Source organism: Lancefieldella parvula (assembly GCF_963547875.1).
Taxonomy (GTDB): domain Bacteria; phylum Actinomycetota; class Coriobacteriia; order Coriobacteriales; family Atopobiaceae; genus Lancefieldella; species Lancefieldella parvula_D.
In genome coordinates this window covers 167,221-187,138 of record NZ_CAUUSI010000001.1, presented here as the reverse complement: position 1 = coordinate 187,138, position 19,918 = coordinate 167,221, and the positions used below count along the sequence as shown (strand labels likewise).

At 47.8% G+C, this 19,918-nt stretch carries 12 protein-coding genes and 3 tRNA genes; 12 read left to right on the top strand and 3 right to left on the bottom strand.

What is annotated here, in order from left to right:
* The first annotated feature begins 140 nt into the window (after window positions 1-140).
* The 7 genes from RWJ96_RS00900 to RWJ96_RS00870 all read left to right on the top strand — a co-directional run bounded on the left by RWJ96_RS00900 (window position 141) and on the right by RWJ96_RS00870 (window position 10,404).
* Window positions 141-1,451 carry an ABC transporter substrate-binding protein gene (locus RWJ96_RS00900; protein WP_035435078.1) on the top strand — a complete coding sequence of 437 codons (1,311 nt, stop codon included), beginning with the start codon at window positions 141-143 and terminating at the stop codon, window positions 1,449-1,451.
* A gap of 83 nt (window positions 1,452-1,534) precedes the next feature.
* The gene (locus RWJ96_RS00895) at window positions 1,535-2,389 is read left to right on the top strand and encodes a sugar ABC transporter permease (protein ID WP_314018383.1); all 855 of its coding nucleotides are present in this window, start codon (window positions 1,535-1,537) and stop codon (window positions 2,387-2,389) included.
* Window positions 2,389-3,228: a carbohydrate ABC transporter permease gene (locus RWJ96_RS00890; RefSeq protein WP_035431705.1), complete on the top strand. Its 840-nt coding sequence runs from the start codon at window positions 2,389-2,391 to the stop codon at window positions 3,226-3,228. Before RWJ96_RS00895 ends, RWJ96_RS00890 begins: the two co-directional genes overlap by 1 nt.
* A gap of 49 nt (window positions 3,229-3,277) precedes the next feature.
* On the top strand, window positions 3,278-4,471 hold the full coding sequence (locus RWJ96_RS00885; protein ID WP_314018382.1) for an ABC transporter ATP-binding protein: 1,194 nt from the start codon (window positions 3,278-3,280) through the stop codon (window positions 4,469-4,471).
* Window positions 4,472-4,532: 61 nt separating this feature from the next.
* Window positions 4,533-6,026 (top strand): 4-alpha-glucanotransferase, encoded by a 1,494-nt coding sequence (malQ, locus tag RWJ96_RS00880; protein WP_314018381.1) that lies wholly within the window; start codon window positions 4,533-4,535, stop codon window positions 6,024-6,026.
* Entirely contained in the window at window positions 6,026-8,290 is a 2,265-nt protein-coding gene (locus RWJ96_RS00875) for a glycogen/starch/alpha-glucan phosphorylase (protein WP_314018379.1), read from the top strand. The genes malQ and RWJ96_RS00875 overlap by 1 nt, the downstream gene beginning before the upstream one ends.
* A 224-nt stretch (window positions 8,291-8,514) precedes the next feature.
* A complete protein-coding gene (locus RWJ96_RS00870) occupies window positions 8,515-10,404 on the top strand; it encodes a SpaA isopeptide-forming pilin-related protein (protein ID WP_314018377.1) in 1,890 nt (629 codons plus the stop codon).
* A 563-nt stretch (window positions 10,405-10,967) separates the two neighbouring features.
* Here RWJ96_RS00870 and RWJ96_RS00865 read toward each other — a convergent pair.
* Window positions 10,968-11,043: transfer RNA gene (locus RWJ96_RS00865), tRNA-Gly, on the bottom strand.
* A gap of 23 nt (window positions 11,044-11,066) precedes the next feature.
* Window positions 11,067-11,143, bottom strand: a tRNA-Pro gene (locus RWJ96_RS00860).
* Between the two features lie 156 nt (window positions 11,144-11,299).
* Here RWJ96_RS00860 and gdhA point away from each other — a divergent pair.
* Window positions 11,300-12,631 carry an NADP-specific glutamate dehydrogenase gene (gdhA, locus tag RWJ96_RS00855; protein WP_314018376.1) on the top strand — a complete coding sequence of 444 codons (1,332 nt, stop codon included), beginning with the start codon at window positions 11,300-11,302 and terminating at the stop codon, window positions 12,629-12,631.
* Between the two features lie 176 nt (window positions 12,632-12,807).
* Here the strand turns inward: gdhA and RWJ96_RS00850 are convergent, their stop codons facing one another.
* On the bottom strand, window positions 12,808-13,494 hold the full coding sequence (locus RWJ96_RS00850) for a DNA-3-methyladenine glycosylase (RefSeq protein ID WP_314018375.1): 687 nt from the start codon (window positions 13,492-13,494) through the stop codon (window positions 12,808-12,810).
* A gap of 165 nt (window positions 13,495-13,659) precedes the next feature.
* On the opposite strand from RWJ96_RS00850, the gene carA reads away from it, so the two are divergent.
* The 4 genes from carA (at window position 13,660) to tig (ending at window position 19,835) form a co-directional block, all read left to right on the top strand.
* The gene (gene carA, locus RWJ96_RS00845) at window positions 13,660-14,913 is read left to right on the top strand and encodes a glutamine-hydrolyzing carbamoyl-phosphate synthase small subunit (RefSeq protein ID WP_314018574.1); all 1,254 of its coding nucleotides are present in this window, start codon (window positions 13,660-13,662) and stop codon (window positions 14,911-14,913) included.
* Entirely contained in the window at window positions 14,913-18,134 is a 3,222-nt protein-coding gene (gene carB, locus RWJ96_RS00840) for a carbamoyl-phosphate synthase large subunit (RefSeq protein WP_314018374.1), read from the top strand. The genes carA and carB overlap by 1 nt, the downstream gene beginning before the upstream one ends.
* A gap of 146 nt (window positions 18,135-18,280) precedes the next feature.
* Window positions 18,281-18,366: transfer RNA gene (locus RWJ96_RS00835), tRNA-Leu, on the top strand.
* Window positions 18,367-18,425: 59 nt separating this feature from the next.
* The gene (tig, locus tag RWJ96_RS00830) at window positions 18,426-19,835 is read left to right on the top strand and encodes a trigger factor (RefSeq protein WP_314018373.1); all 1,410 of its coding nucleotides are present in this window, start codon (window positions 18,426-18,428) and stop codon (window positions 19,833-19,835) included.
* Window positions 19,836-19,918: the final 83 nt, after the last annotated feature.

The window sequence follows — 19,918 nt, the reverse complement described above, 5'->3', positions numbered from 1 at the left end:
ACTCGTTAATACTAATATACTTTTATTTTGTAGACATAAGCAAAATTGTTTTGAACGTGTATCAAAGCATAGCTTATGAAAATCATGAGAAGAGATGCAACCTAGCAAAGGGTTAGGAGCACTCTCTAAGGAGGAGTCTTATGTCCGGTATCAATCGTAGGCAGTTTGTCACCTTAAGTGCATCAGCTCTTTGCTCACTGGGTCTTGTTGCTTGTGGAGGAAATAACGACAAAAAGCAGGGAGGGTCTGATTCTGCAAACGGTTCAGTTTATTTCCTGAACTTCAAGCCTGAGGCTGATCAGCAGTGGAAAGATCTTGCAGCTAAGTATACTGAGGAAACAAAGGTTCCTGTAAAGGTAGTAACTGCTGCTTCTGATACTTATGCACAGACATTCCAGTCTGAGATTAACAAGGATGCTTCTGTAGCACCAACACTGTTCCAGACAAATGGTCCTTCTGGTCTTATTGGCGTAAAGGACTACTGCATTGACCTTAAGGGTGCCAAGATCCTGGATGAGCTCACCAATGACGCTCTTAAACTTCAGGAGGATGGCGTTGTCTACGGTGTTGACTATGTAGAGGAAGACTACGGCATTATCTACAACAAGAAGCTGCTTGAGAAGGCTGGCTATAAGGGAGACGACATCAAGGACTTTGCCTCACTGAAGAAGGTCGTTGAGGATATTCAGGCTCGCAAAGCAGAGCTTGGCGTAAAGGGCGCATTTACCAGTGCTGGCCTTGATTCCAGTTCTGACTGGCGTTTTACCACACACCTTGCAAATCTTCCTCTGTACTATGAGTTCAAGGATACTGGTAATCCTGAGGCTAAAGAAATTAAGGGAACGTATCTCCCTAACTACAAGCAGATTTTTGATCTCTATATCAACAATGCCACATGCAGCCCAACAGAGCTTTCTGGCAAGACTGGTGATGACGCTGTGGCAGAGTTTGTTAACGGCGACGCAGTCTTCTACCAGAACGGTACCTGGGCATACAATGACATCAAGAAGCTTGGTGACGATGCTCTTGGTATGATTCCAATTTATATTGGTGTTAAGGGTGAAGAGAAGCAGGGTATGTGCTCCGGCGGCGAGAACTATTGGTGCGTAAGTTCCAAGGCAGACGACGCTTCCCAGAAGGCAACACTTGACTTTATCTATTGGTGCGTGACTTCTGATACAGCTACCACTGCAATTGCTGAGGAAATGGGCTTCACCATTCCATTCAAGAACGCAAAGGCAACTAAGAATGCTCTTGCAAACATTGCAGCTGAGTATGCAAAGAAGGGCAATGAGTCTGTTGCTTGGGACTTCATTTACATTCCTTCTCAGGAGTGGAAGAACAATCTCTCCAGTGCACTTAAGGGCTACGCAGCAGGAACAGAGGACTGGGATGCTGTTAAGTCTGCATTTGTTGACGGTTGGAAGACTGAAAAAGAGGCTAACGCATAGTAGCCCTTCTAGTAATGCTTTGATTGGTGAGAGACGAGAAGAGAGATCTCTCTTCTCGTCTCTTGTTATTGGAGGGTATCTCTATGGCTAAGATGTTGAAGCGGTGGTGGCCATTATTTGTTCTGCCTACTGCGCTATCTTTTTTGTTTGGCTTTATGATTCCGTTTGTGCAGGGATTTTATCTTTCGTTTTGTAAATTTATTACCATTAGCGATGCTAAACCAGTTGGTCTAGATAACTATGTAGCAGCTTTCTCTGACCCACAGTTTGCTCATGCTTTTTGGTATACCGCATTATTTGCATTAGTCTCAACAGTTCTTATTAATGTATTAGCGCTTGCAATTGCGCTTGCCTTAACTAGAAAAGACCTTAAGGGTACCAATTCATTTAGAACTGTCTTTTTTATGCCTAATCTTATTGGCGGCATTGTTCTGGGATACATCTGGAATATTTTGATTAACTGCGCGCTTTCTATTGTGGGCGAGCAGCTTCTTGCGCTTAATAGCACTGCTGGATTCTGGGGAATGATTCTTCTTACTCTTTGGCAGCAAGTTGGTTACATGATGATCATTTATATTGCTGGCCTGCAATCTATTCCAAGTGATTATCTTGAAGCAGCACGAGTCGATGGAGCAAATGCTTGGCAGACACTTTGGAAGGTAAAAATTCCAAACCTTATGTCTACCATTACTATTTGTCTTTTCTTGACGGTAACAAATGGCTTTAAATTATTTGATCAGAACTTAGCACTTACTGCAGGTGAGCCTAAGCACGCAACCGAAATGCTTGCTCTTAATATCTACAACACCTTCTACGCTCGACAGGGAGCAAAGTGGATGGGTATCGGCCAGGCTAAAGCTGTTATTTTCTGCATTTTAGTTATTTGTATTGTCATGATTCAGCTAAGAGCCACCAGGTCGAGGGAGGTGCAGCAATAATGAAGCGCGATAAGATCATTAACAAAATTTTAGCTGTATTCTTTACTATCCTTTCTCTTGCATGGATTTATCCAATGGTTATGATCTTGATGAATTCATTCAAAGAAGAAACAACTATTACCACATCCACGGCGTTTGATTTTGTTACATCAGAGAACTCTGCAGGCTTTGCTAACTACATTGCCGCTTTAGAGAAGCAAGGTTTCTTAGCAGCCTTTGGATATTCTCTAGTAATTACCATCACATCTGTAGCACTGATCTTGGTTTGCTGCTCAATGTGTGCATGGTTTATTGTTCGTGTAAAAAATCGCATTAGCAACATTTTGTACTACCTGTTTGTCTTCTCGATGGTAGTGCCTTTCCAGATGCTTATGTTCACGCTGTCCAATATGGCAAACACGCTTGGATTTAATACTCCTTTCAATATTTGCTTCATTTACTTGGGCTTTGGCGCTGGATTAGCAGTATTCATGTTTGCTGGATTTGTTAAGACCATTCCTCTTGAGATTGAGGAAGCTGCAACTATTGATGGTTGCAACCCACTTCAGACATTCTTCCATGTTGTTTTACCTATTATGAAGCCAACGTATATTTCTGTTGGTATTCTCGAAACCATGTGGGTCTGGAATGACTATTTGCTTCCATACCTCGTACTGGATAGAACCAAATACCAAACTATCCCAATTCTGATTCAGTACTTTAGAGGTGGATATGGACGCGTAGAGATGGGTCCAATGTTTGCCTGCATCATGATGGTTATTGTCCCAATTGTCATTATGTATTTGCTGTGCCAGCGCTACATCATCAATGGTGTCATTTCTGGCGCGGTAAAAGGCTAAATCTCAATGTATTGCAGCAAGCTATAGGCATTTCTGAAAGGTTTTTATCATGGCAGAAATCGTTTTAAAGAATATAAAAAAGATTTACCCAAATGAGAAGAAGAACAAGTCTCTCTTTGGTAAGAAAACTGAGCAGAAAAAGAGCAACCTTGAGGTGACTGAAGAGGGTGTTGTCGCTGTTCAAGACTTCAATCTCACTATCAAGGAGCACGAGTTTGTGGTGCTTGTTGGTCCTTCGGGCTGCGGCAAATCTACTACGCTTCGCATGATTGCAGGCCTAGAAGATATTTCTGCTGGCGAGCTTTATATTGATGGAAAGCTTGTCAATGATGTTGCACCAAAAGATCGAGACATCGCAATGGTCTTCCAAAGCTATGCGCTGTATCCAAATATGACCGTTTATGACAACATGGCGTTCACCCTTAAGCTTAAGAAGGTTGACCCACAAGTAATTGATCAAAAAGTCCGTGCAGCTGCAGAAACATTAGGCATCACGGCATATCTTGATCGTAAGCCAAAGGCACTTTCTGGTGGTCAGCGTCAGCGTGTTGCAATTGGTCGTGCAATTGTCCGCGATCCAAAAGTCTTCTTGATGGATGAGCCACTTTCAAACCTTGACGCAAAGCTGAGAAATCAGATGCGTACAGAGATTATTAAGCTTCGTCAGAAGGTTGATGGAACCTTTGTCTATGTTACACACGACCAAACAGAGGCAATGACCTTGGGCGACCGCATTGTCATTATGAAGGATGGCTTTGTTCAGCAAATTGGAACACCACAAGAAGTGTTTAATAGACCGGCTAATCTCTTTGTTGCTGGTTTCATTGGCATGCCTCAAATGAATTTCTTTAACGCACATCTTATTCGCGTGGACAATGAGTTCCATGTGGAGACAGATAACATGTCATTTGAAATTTCTCCTGAGATGGCTAATCTGTTAGCACAGTCTTGGGTCGCTGCGCCAGCAACAGATGTCATTGTCGGCATTAGGCCCGAGCAAATTTATTTGACTGAGCCAAATGGAATTGGCGCTTTCAAGGGCAATCTTGAGGTAAGTGAGCTTATGGGCTCTACTGTTCACCTTCATGTTCATACTGAAGACGGTAATTTTGTCCTTATTGTTCCAGCAACTGAACTTGCAAAACGAGATCTCAAAATTGGTGATGAAGTGTGGTTTAAATTCGAAGACAATGCTGTTCATCTCTTTGATAAGAATACGCAAGATAATCTAGTTAAGTATTAAACCTTTGTACTGGCTTATCTTGAAAAGATAAGCCAGTACTCTTTTTGTGAAAGAGGCAACTATGGGACGAGCAAGCGGAGTACTTATGGCCGTTTCTTCTCTTCCAAATTCATATGGGATTGGCACGTTTGGCAAAGAAGCCTACGATTTTATTGATTTTCTCGTCAGAACAAAACAAAGATATTGGCAAGTTTTGCCTCTTACCACCACTAGTTATGGTGACTCTCCTTATCAGTCTTTTTCTGCTGCAGCGGGAAGTCCTTACTATATAGATTTAAAAGATCTTGAGAAACTTGGCTATTTAAAGTCAGATGACTTTGAAGATATTTCTTTTGGGACTAGCAATACTTGTGTTGATTATGGTGCGCTTTTTGTAAATCATCGTCGTTTACTTAACCGTGCCTTTGATAGGTTTATGCAAGATGTTCCTGCTGATTTTGAGAAGTTCTGTCATGATCATGCAGAGTGGCTTGATCCTTATGCAGAGTTCATGTCCCTAAAGGAAGAATTTGGACATAGAGCTTACTGGGAGTGGCCAAAACTTTATCAGCACAGAAACGAGACTACTGCAGAAGAAATTAAGAAACTGCAAAAGTCAGTTTTGTATCACAAGATGACTCAGTATTTCTTCTTTACTCAATGGGCAAAGGTTAAGACTTATGCCAATAAAAGGGGAGTACTTATAATTGGTGATCTTCCCATTTATGTCTCGCGCGATTCTGTTGAGATGTGGGCACAGCCAGAACTGTTTAAAACGGATGAAACAGGACGGCCTATTACGGTTGCGGGCACTCCTCCAGATCAATTTTCTTCAACTGGACAATATTGGGGAAATCCCATTTATAACTGGGAGTATATGAAGAAATCGCACTATTCATGGTGGGTTTGGCGTGTACAGACAAATCTTGAGATGTTTGATGTGCTTAGAATTGATCATTTTAGAGGTTTTGAAGCCTATTGGGAGATTCCTTACGGAGCTGCAAATGCTACAGAAGGCAAATGGACTAAAGGGCCAGATTTGGAGCTGTTTAAGGAACTGGAAAAGCAGCTGGGTAAGCTTCCAATCATTGCGGAAGACCTTGGCTTAATTACACCAGAGCTTATCGCCATGCGAGATAAAACTGGTTTCCCAGGAATGAAAATCTTGCAGTACGGATTTGATGGAAAGCATGATTCAAGAGATCTTCCTCACAATTACACTGCAAATACCATTGCTTATGTGGGAACGCATGATAATCCAACTGCTCGTGGTTGGTATGAGACTCAGGCTACTGATAGAGAGCGTGAACAGGCAGATATTTACCTGCATCGCTCAAAAGATGAGCCAATTGGTGAGGCGCTTTCACGTGGAATTGCAGCTTCTGTGAGTGACACTTGTATTCATACCATGCAAGATCTTCTTGGCTTAGATGATTCTGCACGCATGAATGTTCCAGCCACTGTTGGAGGTAACTGGTGTTGGCGTATGAAGCAAGGAGCCATTACGCGTCACATAGAAGATTTTTTAAGAACTATTACTGAGATGTACTTCAGAGTGTACAAAGAGGAGAAGTAATGAACTTAGACACTTTATCTCTTCAACAATTTAACCAACCCCTGTCTGAAATTACTGACAGGCAGGTTTTTGAATTACTGCTTCAAGTGGTTAAGAGTAAGTCGGAAGCTCTTCCGTTAAATAATGGTAAGAAGAGGCTCTATTACATCTCCGCAGAGTTTCTGATTGGCAAGCTGCTTTCAAATAACCTCATCAATCTGGGAATTTATAACGAAGTAAAATCGCAGCTTTCTAAAGCAGGCCATTCGCTCGAAGACATCGAAGAGATTGAAGTTGAGCCTTCACTTGGTAACGGTGGTCTTGGTCGATTGGCAGCATGCTTTATCGACTCCATGTCAACACTTGGTCTGCCAGGCGATGGTGTAGGTCTTAAGTATCATTTTGGCCTCTTTCATCAGCAGTTTTTAGATAGACAGCAAACTGCCGTTCCAGATGCTTGGCTTGCTGATGATAGGTGGCTTGAAGACGAGAAGACATCATTTACCGTGGAATTTAGAGATTTCTCGGTGACGTCTGAGCTCTATTCAATTGATGTTTTGGGATATGGCCGAACAAAGAAAAACAGACTTCGTTTGTTTGACCTGCAAAGTATCGACGAATCATTAGTTTCTGATGACGCTATTGATTTTGATAAGACTGCTTTAAAAAAGAATCTAACACTCTTTTTGTATCCCGACGATTCGGACGAAGACGGTCAGCTTCTTCGTGTGTATCAGCAATATTTTATGGTTTCAAATGCTGCACAGCTGATTGTTAAAGAGGCGGTTAAGCGCGGCAGTAATGTTCATGACCTCGCTGACTATGTTGTGATTCAGATTAACGATACGCACCCCACAATGGTAATTCCAGAGCTTATTCGTATCTTGACTGAGAAATACGATATCTCGTTTGAAGAGTCTGTAGCCATTGTTTCTTCACTTGTCGCATATACAAATCATACAATTTTGGCAGAAGCTCTTGAGAAATGGCCTCTTAAATTTATCGAGGAAGTTTCTCCAAAGATTGCTTCGATTATCAAAAAGCTTGACGAACACATCCGTAGTACCGTTGCAGATCCAAGTGTACAAGTCATCATTGATAAGAAAGTTCACATGGCTAACCTTGCCATTCATTACGGCTTTAGTATCAATGGTGTTGCAGCGCTTCATACTAAGATTTTGGAAGAGACAGAGCTCAAGCCATTCTTTGATTTGTACCCAGAGAAATTCTCTAACAAAACTAATGGAATCACTTTCCGTCGCTGGCTCATGGGTTGTAATCCCGAGCTTGCCGAGTATCTTGATGCGTTGATAGGAGATAGCTGGAGAACAACTGGTAATCTCGAGGGACTTTTAGAGTATCAGAATAACGATGAAGTTCTTAATAGGCTGCAAGAGATAAAGCATATAGCCAAAGATAGAATGAGCAAGTTTTTGCTGGACAATCAAGATACAAAAGTTAATGCCGACTCCATTATTGATGTCCAGGTGAAGCGTTTCCACGAATATAAGCGTCAGCAAATGCTATTGCTTTATTTGATTTGGAAATATTTTGATATTAAGTCTGGACACCTTCCAAAGCATCCTATTACTGTCATTTTTGGTGGTAAGGCTGCACCAGCATACGTGGCTGCTCAAGATATCATTCATGCAATTCTTGTTCTCTCGTCTTTGATTGCAAACGATGCAGATGTTTCACCATATCTTCAGGTGATAATGATCGAGAATTACAACGTTACTGCCGCTGAGCACGTTATTCCAGCAGCAGATATCTCTGAGCAGATTTCACTGGCTTCCAAGGAGGCTTCTGGAACTTCCAACATGAAGTTCATGCTTAACGGCGCTGTTACCGTTTGCACAGTTGATGGTGCAAATGTAGAAATTGCCGACTTGGTAAGCAAGGAGAATATCTACGCGTTTGGTGCTTCAAGTGATGAGGTTGTAAGCCTTTATGAGCACAAAGGTTACAAAGCAAAAGAGTTTTATAAGAAACCCCAGATTAAACCACTCGTTGATTTCTTAATTAGCCCAGAGTTTATTTCTCTTGGAAATGAGGAGCGCCTGGAGCGTCTCCACAAAAACTTGTGCTCAAAAGACTGGTTTATGACGCTGCTTGATTTGGAAGCATACATTTCAACAAAAGAGCACGTGTTCGATGATTATGAGGATAGGAGAGCGTGGCTCCAGAAGTCTCTTGTAAATATTGCTATGGCAGGAACGTTCTCATCTGATAGAACTATTGCCGAATATAACAATGAGATTTGGCACCTTACTCCTGATAAGTAAAGACACGCAGTACAAACCAGCGAGTCAGTTGTTTTAACCAGTGGCTGTTAAACAAGCATTCTAAACAAGCGGTCTAGTCAAGTAGTCTAGACCGCTTGATGTGTTTCTTTACCAATTTTATTAGCAAAAATATCATCTGTTTTGGTCTCATCTGCATAAATGACAAGAAATGAGCTATGGTATATATATATAAATATTCACCCTTCACGAGGGAAGAAGGATGTATGAACAGCACTTCTGTTAGAAGCGTTAGAAGCACTCGATTTTCTCGCTTTACGGTTTTAGCAATTCTTATGCTTTTTGTGGGCGCGATTTTGGCGTTTGCTTTTCCACACACGGCATTTGCTGACGATCCAGCAATTTTTTCCGATGACGTGGATGGCGCGCCACTTGACGGAACTCAGACCGTTGCAAATCCGTTCCCAGATTTCATTTCTGATGCGGAGATTCAGGCTGAGATTACAGCTCAGGCGGCTAAACCGCGAGAAGATCGCACGGGTGTCATCGCTCGTTATTACTGGGTGAAGCCAGATGGCACTGCGCTTAAGCTGGACATGGATCCAACTAAATATTCCGTTGCGCAGATGATTGCTGAGGGTGGAGAAATTCGTGCTTACTACGTTCTTCTCGGCGATGCAGAGAATTTGATTAACTTCCCGCAAAACGATCCAAATGGCTACGGTCTACGTAAGGTGGCTGTTTCGGTTCATTCTGGCGTTGATACTTACAAACCTATGGATGCAACAGGTGCTTTGTCCGGCGGTGGTCCAAAGACTAATTTGATGTTTACCGTCAAGGTCAATGGTCAGTCTATTATGGGTGGCACTTCTTATGAAGAGCCTGCTGCTGTATTTACTGCACCAGTCACAGCTCGTCAGTACATTGAGTTCTCCGCACCACTGAACATTTCTGATAGGTCATATCAACTGGGAATTCAGGGTGGCATTAAGAAATCTTGGGGAGGCACTCACGCATACACCAAACGTTATCCTGCGCGTGTCATTGATACAGCAACGGCTGTGTATCACTATGTCGACGATCTTGCATACAGGCAGCTTAATGGCCTTGGTCTAAGTGATCCTATTGCGCAAAGAAATGCTGGCCTTCCTATTTATGGTAACGGTGCAGTAAGTGTTCTTGGTCTTGATGATCTGGCTGCTACATATACAACCTCCGCAGCATTTGAGGATCGTCAGGTGTCTGCGCGTTACAACACAAAGGGTCATGTTGTGTACATGCCCGAGTATGCTGGCGTTGCTGCAGATGACTCTGTTGCCGGCGGTAATAAGTTCGAGACTGATCCTTCAACCAATCTGTTGCTGACCACTGTTCGCAAGTCGGTTGACGAGATTAAGTCTGCGGGACCTGGTGATTCTTACGTCTACATTGCAAACGATATCGATGTCCCAGAGGGAACATCTCTTGCAATTGGTACGTATAACTCTGGTCCTCGTGACAATTCTGTTTTGGCCCCTGGCTTCAACGCAGACGGTTCTGTAAACCGTACCAGGCAGTATTACCTCACGTATCGTGCAGTTCCTTCTCCTTTGAAGCTTGTGAAGACTGACTCTGATGATGCTTCCAAGCCTGTTGCTGGTGCAACTTATAGCCTATACAAGGCTGATGGCACACTGGTTAAAGAGGGGCTTACTACTGGTGCAGACGGTACCTTTACATCCGGAGATGTTCTTACAAAGACTGAGTTGACTACGCTGGTTCAGAACACTGCTGCAACTGCAGATTTGCTGACTAAGGGTATCTATCAGGATGGAGATAAGTTCTATCTGACGCCAGGCAATTATTACCTGGTTGAAACTGCATCTCCAGAGGGTTATGAACTCAATGCAAATCAGATTCCATTTACGGTAGCTCCTGCAACATTCAATGCTGCAGACCAGACCATTGTTCCTGCGGAAGTTGCTACAGCCGATAAGCCAATAACTCCTACACCAACCCCAACGCCGGATCCTAATCCAGAGCCAAAGCCTAAGACTCCTAAGAAGAAGAGGTCTAACCTGCCAGATACTGGCGAAGCAATGTCCATTGCAAGCGCACTTGCTGCTGCAGGTATTATTGCTTCCGGTCTTGCGTACTCTGTAAAGGCTCGCCGTTAGTTTTGGCGTATAGATCACAAGTGCAAAGAAGGCTATGCTTCGCACAGCCTTCTTTTTTGCTGGTAAAGTAGAGCAAGGTAGATGCTTAGTTGGACGTTGGCCTGTGCAGTCTGTGCAATCAACACTGTTTGAGTCAAAACATATCCTCAAGCGGTAAAAAATGCGTTTAGTTGGAGATTACATTTTTCTGCATACAACGTTTGTCCAGATAAAAGTTTTTGAGGCGGTAAAAAATCGTCTTAGTTGGAGATAAAACGTCTATTTTTTAATTTTCATTTCCAACTAAACGCGTTTTTTACCTTTTTCGGCACATAATTTTGAGCGCAAAAATTACGTATTCATGGAAATGAATTTTATTGCATGAATATTCAAATTAATAAATCAAAAGTTGATCATGACAAGCAAAGAGGAAAATTGCTAATAAGATGTCTGTGAAAACAGAGATAACCGTGGAAAAATCGCTAACTCATCTAAAACCACCAGCACCCATGAAGAAACAAGAGACGGGATAAATATTCAGAATTATGCCTTGAACAGGGGATAATTTAAAATAGGAAATTTTATGGAGCGGCGGACGGGACTCGAACCCGCAACAGTCAGCTTGGAAGGCTGATGCTCTACCAATTGAACTACCGCCGCAAGGGTAAAGCAAAAAGAAAAAATGGTCGGGGTGACTGGATTCGAACCAGCGACCCACTGCTCCCAAAGCAGTTGCGCTACCAAGCTGCGCTACACCCCGAGCCGAGAGAAAAGTATAGGTGACAAATCGCCCAAGAGCAAGAATAAATTGCAATCTTTTTTGAACTAATTTTTGTCTATCAGATTTTTTTTATTTTGTTATGTAATCGAAACATTGGATGACTATGCTATTCGTAACCACTTCGAAAGGGGTTTCATGAGCTATTCATCTAAGGTAATCGCACAGCTTGAAGAGCGTTACGCAGATCAGCCTGAGTTTATCCAGGCAGCAAAAGAAGTTCTTACCACCATCCAGCCTGCACTTGATGCTCATCCAGAGTTCGAGAAAGTCGCATTGCTCGAGCGTCTTGTTGAGCCAGAGCGCATTGTTATGTTCCGCGTCCCATGGATTGATGATGCCGGCAACGTCCAGGTCAATCGCGGATACCGCATCGAGTTCAACTCCGCAATTGGACCTTACAAAGGCGGCCTCCGTCTCCATCCAACCGTTAATCTTTCTATTCTGAAGTTCCTCGGTTTCGAGCAGATCTTCAAGAACTCCCTGACCACACTTCCAATGGGCGGCGGCAAGGGTGGCTCCGACTTCGATCCAAAGGGCAAGTCCGACCGCGAGATTATGGCGTTCTGCCAGTCCTTCATGACCGAGCTTGCTCGTCACATTGGTCCAAACACCGACGTCCCAGCTGGTGACATCGGTACCGGCGCACGTGAGATTGGCTACATGTTTGGCCAGTATAAGCGCCTCCGCAACGAGTGGACCGGCGTCCTGACCGGCAAAGGCCTCTCCTTCGGCGGCTCCCTTGCTCGCACCGAGGCTACCGGCTACGGCGCGGTTTACTTCCTCACTCACATGCTTGCCGAGAAGAACGATGCGCTCGCAGGTAAAACGGTCTGCATCTCCGGCTCCGGAAACGTTGCTACCTACGCTGCCCAGAAGGCACAGCAGCTGGGAGCAACCGTAGTAACCGTTTCTGACTCCTCAGGTTATGTCTATGACCCAGAGGGCATCGACGTTGAGCTGCTGAAAGACGTCAAGGAGGTCCGTCGCGCACGCATCAAGGAGTACGCCGACGCACGTTCTTCCGCAACTTTCTTCCCAGGCGAGCGCCCTTGGAGCCAGAAGTGCGACATCGCTATGCCATGCGCAACTCAAAACGAGCTTGAGCTCGCCGACGTGCAGAAACTTGTTGCTAATGGCACCAAGTACGTTGTCGAGGGTGCTAACATGCCTACCACCCTCGAGGCAACCAATTACCTCATCGAGAATGGCGTCTTCTTCGCACCTGGTAAGGCTGCAAATGCAGGCGGCGTAGCAGTTTCCGGTCTTGAGATGTCCCAGAACGCCGAGCACCTTTCCTGGACGTTTGAGGAGGTAGACTCAAAGTTGCAGGGAATCATGGAGAGCATCTACACTGCTGCTTCAGAGGCCGCAGCAACGTATGGCCACCCCGGCAACCTGGTCTTTGGCGCAAACATCGCAGGCTTCCTCAAGGTTGCAAACGCAATGATGGCGCAGGGTGTCTGCTAGATTGCATCGCATTTGGCGAGAAAACCGATGTAGCGGCATTTGATCGTCTATCTTCACTGCCGGCTTGGCTTTAACGTAAGATTTAAAAGGACCTTGGTCTCCCAAGGTCCTTTTTGATCGCATGTCATGATCGCATGTCTTGTTCGCACGCCTGACGTGCCCTGTACGCCCACACTCTACGCCCGTGAAACAAACTCGTTTCCTTCGATGAAAAAGCGCTTTGGAGCATCAGTGTTTTTGCTAATTCCCACGCGGGGTGAGCACCCAATCGTTTCACCTGGTAGCAGGGGAGCAAATTTCAGCACAAGCGGCTCAACTTTTAGATCATGTCCGTAGAGCTCCTTGTCAATGCCAAGCGCCGCACACACTTTACCTGGCCCGTTGGTGAGGTCGCGCAGCTTGAGCGGGTGCTTACGCGCGCGTTCCGCTTGCGCTTTGCCAGCACGTCCCGCCTGTGCTTCCTTGCAGCCGACGCCTGCGCTTGCTGCCTGCAGTCCCTTGCGCGCGCGTCCTGCTTCACGGAGCTCGCGCATCACCTCTACACCCTCAAGAGGCTCAACCGCGCGCACCAAGCATCCGCTGCCAAAGCCCTCAGGACCGCACACCACATTGCAGCAGTGATGCATACCATACGAAACATAAACGTACAGATGACCTGCAGGTCCAAACATGGCTGCATTGCGCTCGCTAGGACCGCCAAACGCATGACTCGCCGGATCGTCTTGGTCGTACGCTTCGGTCTCCACAATTCTTGCAACTAGTTTGTGTTTCTCGCCATTAAGCGTAATTGTCCTTGTCAGAGTGCATCCCAGCAGCAGCGGCGCGGCCACATCTGAGGGATTCTCTAGAAAATCTGGAAACATGCCATCTCCTTTATTGGTTATGCGCTACAATACTACCAACCTTTAAGGACGGTGCGAGACACCGGCAAGGCCCATAGCGTTGAGTGCGCATGTTCGCTGTTGAGCCTCCACAAGGAGCGCTCTTTTTTTATGGCTCGGCATGCTCCTACGCAGATCGGAGAGTATATGAATCCACTGGCAAGTGCCACCTCGCAGCCTCGCGCGCTGCTTGTTCTCGAAGACGGAACAACCTTCGAGGGGAGGTGCTGTGGTGCGAGTGGAGAGACCTTCGGCGAGATTGTTTTTAACACGTCTATGACCGGCTACCAGGAGATTATCTCCGATCCAAGTTACGCCGGCCAGATTGTCACGCTGACCTATCCGCAGGTAGGCAACTACGGCATCGATCCTGCAGTCATGCAGCGAGACGTTTTGCACCTGCGTGGTTTTGTCGTCCACGACATGTGCTACGAGCCAAGCAACTGGACGTCCAAGCAGAGCCTGCCGGAGTTTCTGCAGGAAAACGGCGTTGTTGCCATCGAGGGCATCGATACCCGCGCGCTGACCATGCACTTGCGCGACCATGGCGCACAGAAGGCGGCCATCTCCACCGAGGACCTGGATCCCGCCCATCTGCTCGCGCGCGTCCAGGCGTCGCCCAGCATCTCCGAGCACAACTTTGTCCCCGATGTCTCCGTTGACGCGCCTCACATGGTTACCGCTACGTCCAAGAAGCGCTTTAACGTTGTCGCGTACGACTGTGGCGAGAAGAACGGCATTCTCCAGGGCCTTGCGGCAAACGGCTGCGAGGTCACGGTTGTACCGTGGAACACACCTGCAAAGGACGCCTTAGCCTACAACCCAGACGGCATCTTCTTCTCCAACGGCCCTGGTGACCCAGAGCAGGTTGACGCTACGCAGGAGGCCGCTCGCGGCGTTTTGGGCAAGGTCCCCGTCTTTGGTATCTGCCTGGGCAACCAGATGCTCTCCATTGTTGCCGGTGCAGATATCGAGAAACTCAAATTTGGCCACCATGGCGGCAACGAACCAGTCATGAATCTTCTGACCGGCAAGGTAGAAATTACTGCCCAGAACCACAATTACGGTCTGGTTTTCCCAAGCTTGGGCAAGCTTATTGCAGAGGAGTCTGGTGGAATCTCCGAGCACTTTGACAACCTCTGTGAGTGGTCCGCAAGGCGCATTGCTCCTGTTGTCCAGACAAAAGAGTTCGGCCGCGTCAGGCTCACCCACGTAAACCTTAACGACGGCACTCCAGAGGGCATTCAGTTCCTGGATATTCCAGCGTTTTCCGTCCAGTATCACCCTGAAGCAAGCCCAGGACCTCACGATTCATCCTACTTGTTCAAGGCGTTTGCGCGTTTGATGGAGGGACAGTCTGACTATCTTGCCATCGACGTTCGTGAGGGGAGGCGCTTCTAATGCCAAAGCGTACTGATATAAAGAAGATCCTAGTCATCGGCTCTGGCCCAATTGTTATTGGCCAGGCTTGCGAGTTTGACTATTCTGGCACTCAAGCATGCCGCGCCCTTCGCAAAGAGGGCTTTGAGGTTGTTCTGGTCAATTCAAACCCAGCAACCATCATGACAGATCCAGAAACTGCAGATAGAACCTACGTTGAGCCGATCACCGTTGAGTCGGTGACCCGCGTCATTGAGCGCGAGCGCCCTGATGCGCTCCTGCCAAACATGGGCGGTCAGACTGCTCTGAACTGTACTATCGGCCTTGGCGAGGCTGGCGTTCTTGACAAGTACAACATTGAGGTCATTGGCTGTAACCTGGAGTCCATTCGTACCGGTGAGGACCGTGAGCTCTTCAGCGAGGCAGTCCAAGACATTGGTCTGGAGGTTGCTCGCGCAGACATCGCTCACTCCATGGAAGACGCTCAGCGCATCGTTGCTGAGCTGGGATACCCTGTGGTCATTCGTCCAAGCTTCACCCTTGGTGGCGCAGGCGGCGGTATTGCGCACACCCCAGAAGAGCTCGTAGAGATTGTGGAGCAGGGACTCTTGCTTTCTCCAGAGCACGAGGTACTGGTAGAGGAGTCCATCGAGGGCTGGAAAGAGATTGAGATGGAGGTCATGCGCGATACCGCAGGTAACGGCATTGTTGTCTGCTCCATCGAGAACCTCGATCCAATGGGCGTCCACACGGGAGACTCCATCACCGTTGCGCCAGCTCAGACGCTTACCGATGAAGAGCTCCAGAACCTCCGCGACTACTCCATCGCTATTCTCGAGCGTGTAGGTGTTGCCTGCGGCGGCTCTAACGTTCAGTTTGCGGTCAACCCAACTAACGGCCGCGTCATTGTCATTGAGATGAATCCTCGCGTCAGTCGTTCTTCCGCGCTTGCTTCCAAGGCAACCGGATTCCCCATTGCAAAGATGGCTGCGCTCCTTTCTGTTGGTTACACGCTTGACGAGATTACCAACGACATCACCAAGGCAACTCCTGCTGCCTTTGAGCCTTCTATCGACTACTGTGTGGTCAAGGTTCCTCGTTTTGCCTTTGTCAAGTTCAAGGGCACCAGCCGCGTTCTGACCACCCGTATGAAGTCGGTCGGCGAGGCTATGGCTATGGGCAGAACCTTTGAGGAAGCTCTGCAGAAGGCACTTCGTTCCCTGGAGCAAGATCGCGCTGGTCTGGGCGCAGACGGCCACGATGTCTTTGACGAGAAGAACTTTGACGAGCTGGTCAGCAAGCCAACGCCAGAGCGTATTTTCTACGTTGCTGAGGCTCTGCGCAGAAACTGGAGCGTTGAGCGCATCCACGATATGACTGGCATCGATCCTTGGTATCTGCACCGTATGGCAGGCATCATCAACGCCGAGAAACGCATCAAGGAGCTGGGTCTTTCTGGTCTTACCACTGATAACATGCTTGCTGCCAAGCAGCTGGGCTTCTCGGATGAGCAGCTCGCACACCTTACCGGCACTAAGACAGACGTTGTCCGCGCTGTGAGGGAAGTGCTGGGTGTCCGTCCGCAGGTCAAGACAGTTGATACCTGCGCAGGTGAGTTTGGTGCAACTACGCAGTACCACTACGTCACATACGAGAAGGGCAATGCCACAGAGTACGTCGAGGCACAAAAGCCACGCGTTATGATTCTCTCTGCAGGTCCTAACCGTATTGGCCAGGGCATTGAGTTTGACTACTGCTGCGTACATGCTGCCTACGCTCTTCGCGAGCAGGGCTATGAGACCGTCATGGTCAACTGCAACCCAGAGACCGTCTCTACGGACTACGACACCTCTGACCGTCTGTATTTCCAGCCTCTGACCTTTGAAGACGTCATGGATGTCATTGAGGTTGAGAAGCCAGAAGGCGTCATTGTTACCCTTGGTGGCCAGACTCCAATCAAGCTTGCTCGCGCTCTTAAGGACGCTGGCGTTCCTATCATGGGCACTCAGCCAGAGGCAATTGACCTGGCAGAGGACCGTGACCGCTTCGCAGCCCTTCTTGACCGCCTGAACATCGCCTGCCCACCTTCGGCAGTTGCTTCTACCATGGACGAGGCTCGCGACGCCGCTCGTCGCATTGGTTACCCACTGATTGTTCGCCCAAGCTACGTTCTTGGTGGTCGCGGCATGGCCATTGTCTACGACGATTCCGACCTGATCACCTACATGGAGTCCGCTACACACGTCACACCAGACCGTCCTGTCTACCTGGATGCCTTCCTTGAGGATGCCATTGAGCTGGACGTTGACGCGCTCTGTGACACCGAGGAGTGCTACGTAGGCTCCGTCCTGGAGCACATCGAGGAGTGCGGTATTCACTCCGGCGATTCTGCTTGCTGCTGGCCGCCCTTCTCGCTCTCTGAAAAGATTGTTGACCAGATTAGGACCATCACCAAAAAGCTGGCGCTTGCTTGCGGTATCCGAGGCCTCCTGAACATCCAGTACGCCGTCCGTGACGAGCACGTCTTTGTCATCGAGCTCAATCCTCGCGCTTCTAGAACCGTGCCATTCTCGTCAAAGGCAACGGTTGTCTCCCTGGCTAAGTACGCGTCTCGCATCATGGCTGGCGAGAAGATCAGTGAGCTCAGAGCACAAGGCCTGCTTCCAGACGAGAATCGCACCGTCGATTACTACGCGGTCAAAGAGGCGGTCATGCCTTGGTCTAGATTCCCTGGTGCTGACTCAATCCTTGGCCCAGAGATGAAGTCTACCGGCGAGGTCATGGGCATTGCCCGCACCTTCCCAGCAGCGTACGCAAAGACTCGTGAGGCAGTTGAGAACAAGCTACCTGAGCAGGGCTCCGTCTTTATCAGTGTGTGCGACCGCGATAAGCGCGCCATTGCTCCTGTTGCTATGGCTCTGGAGAACCTTGGCTATGGCATCTACACCACGGGCGGTACCGCAAAGACGCTGCGTGCGGCTGGAATTGACTGCACCACCGTCAATCGTATTTCCGATGGTCATCCAAACGTTGTTGACCTTATGCGCGATAAGACCGTCAGCTTCATCATCAATACGCCTCACGGTCACGAGGCTCATAGCGATGGCACCAAGATGCGCGCAGAAGCTGTCAGCCAGGGCATTACCTGCGTCACCGCAATGTCTGCTGCTACCGCTCTTATTCAGGCACTTGCTGCGGCAAGAAAGAGTGAGCCCGAGACCTTTGCACTACAAGATCTTTAAAACGTGCTTGGAGAATGAGCTTTTCAATTGAACAAGACCGGTCTTGAAAAAGGCCGGTCTTTTTTCGTGAGGGAAGTGTTTAGAATACGAAGTTCTCCTAGTGAAGAGCGCAAAAGTTTGTTATTATTGCAAGGCTGCATAAATATGCGGGCGTGGCGGAACTGGCAGACGCGCTAGATTTAGGTTCTAGTGGACTAAGTCCGTGGGGGTTCGATTCCCTCCGCCCGCACCATGCAGAAATTTGGTTAAGAGCTGGTACGCCAGCATTTTTTACGAGACACTGGAGGAACGTTGAACATCACCGTTACCGCAGATAAGCCAGTTGACGAGAAACTCACCGTCAAGGTTACAGTTCCTGCTGCAGAGGTAGACGCTGCAATTAAGCAGGCTTACAAGGACATTGCAAACAAGTATTCCTTCCAGGGTTTCCGCAAGGGCCGCGCACCTCGTCCTGTCATTGACGGCATTGTTGGCCGCGAGGCAGTCCTTGCTCAGGCAACCAACGATCTTCTCGGCGCAGCAGAGCCACAGCTTCTTGAGGAGCTTGACCTTGTTCCTGTTGGCCGTGGTGATTACAACCAGGATGCAGACCTTCCTGTTGAGGGCCAGGATTACTCCTACGAGGTAGTCTTCAACGTTCGTCCTGAGGCTAAGCTTGATTCTTACGATGCTCCTGCAATCAACATGCCACCAAATGAGGCAACTGAGGCTGAGGTTGATCACCAAATCAAGCAGCTTCTGTCTTACCAGGCTAAATTTGAGAACACCAAGGAGAAGCGCGCTGTCAAAGAGGGCGACACCATTGGTGTAGACATCAAGAACATTGAGGGTGCTGCTCACATGGAGGGCGAGGACCGCGTTCTTACCCTTAATGGCACCCAGGCTCCAAAGGAGCTTGAGGAGGCACTCATCGGCATGAAGCCAGGTGAGGAGAAAGAGGTCAAATGGACTCACAGCCACACTCACGGCGATGAGGTTCACTCCCACGATTACGATATCAACGTCAAGGTTGTTGCTCACAAGAAGTCCGTCACTCCAGAGCTGACTGACGAGCTTGCAAAGAACACCTTTGGTTATGACACGGTCGAGAAACTCCGCGAGGCTGTTAAGTCTGAGATTGAGTCTGACAAGAAGAATTCTCTTCCAACTCTTAAAGAGGACCGTGTTGTAGAGGCTCTGGGCAAGCGTCTTCAGCTTGAGGAGGTTCCAGAGGAGTACAAGAATGAGGTCTTCAACGAGATTGCTCAGGAGTTCTTGAATGGTCTTCAGCAGCAGGGTATGAGCCTTGATATGTTCCTGGCTGCACGTGGCATTAAGACCGATGACTTCATCTCTGATCTTCGTGTTCAGGCTGAGGAGCGCGCACGTCAGTCCCTGGCTCTTGACGCATTGGCAGCTGAGCTCAAGCTTGAGGCAACTGAGGAGGACATCCGCGCAGAGTTTGAGCGCGCTGGTGTTCCAAACGTTGAGTCTGCAATTGAGGAGTGGCGCAAGGCTGGCCGTCTTCCTGCAATCCGTGAGTCCATCCGTCGTTCCAAGGCTCTTGATTGGCTGCGCGATAACGCAACCGTCACCGTTGTCGACGAGATTGCTGAGGCTGCTAAGGAAGAGCAGAAGGCAGAGAAGAAGCCTGCTAAGAAGGCTCCTGCTAAGAAGAAGGCAGCTAAGAAGGACGAGGACGCAGAGAAGGACGCTGAGTAGTCCGCAGCTGGTTGGGTTTCTCGCCAGAAAGACTGCGCCAAAAGTTGCAGTTACTTTGAATTTTTCATACCCCGGGTTAGAGA

Coding starts and splice junctions, on each gene's coding strand:
- RWJ96_RS00895 (WP_314018383.1), top strand. CDS start 1,535: ATGGCTAAGATGTTGAAGCGGTGGTGGCCATTATTTGTTCTGCCTACT.
- malQ (WP_314018381.1), top strand. CDS start 4,533: ATGGGACGAGCAAGCGGAGTACTTATGGCCGTTTCTTCTCTTCCAAAT.
- carA (WP_314018574.1), top strand. CDS start 13,660: ATGAATCCACTGGCAAGTGCCACCTCGCAGCCTCGCGCGCTGCTTGTT.
- RWJ96_RS00890 (WP_035431705.1), top strand. CDS start 2,389: ATGAAGCGCGATAAGATCATTAACAAAATTTTAGCTGTATTCTTTACT.
- RWJ96_RS00885 (WP_314018382.1), top strand. CDS start 3,278: ATGGCAGAAATCGTTTTAAAGAATATAAAAAAGATTTACCCAAATGAG.
- RWJ96_RS00875 (WP_314018379.1), top strand. CDS start 6,026: ATGAACTTAGACACTTTATCTCTTCAACAATTTAACCAACCCCTGTCT.
- gdhA (WP_314018376.1), top strand. CDS start 11,300: ATGAGCTATTCATCTAAGGTAATCGCACAGCTTGAAGAGCGTTACGCA.
- RWJ96_RS00900 (WP_035435078.1), top strand. CDS start 141: ATGTCCGGTATCAATCGTAGGCAGTTTGTCACCTTAAGTGCATCAGCT.
- RWJ96_RS00850 (WP_314018375.1), bottom strand. CDS start 13,494: ATGTTTCCAGATTTTCTAGAGAATCCCTCAGATGTGGCCGCGCCGCTG.
- RWJ96_RS00870 (WP_314018377.1), top strand. CDS start 8,515: ATGAACAGCACTTCTGTTAGAAGCGTTAGAAGCACTCGATTTTCTCGC.
- carB (WP_314018374.1), top strand. CDS start 14,913: ATGCCAAAGCGTACTGATATAAAGAAGATCCTAGTCATCGGCTCTGGC.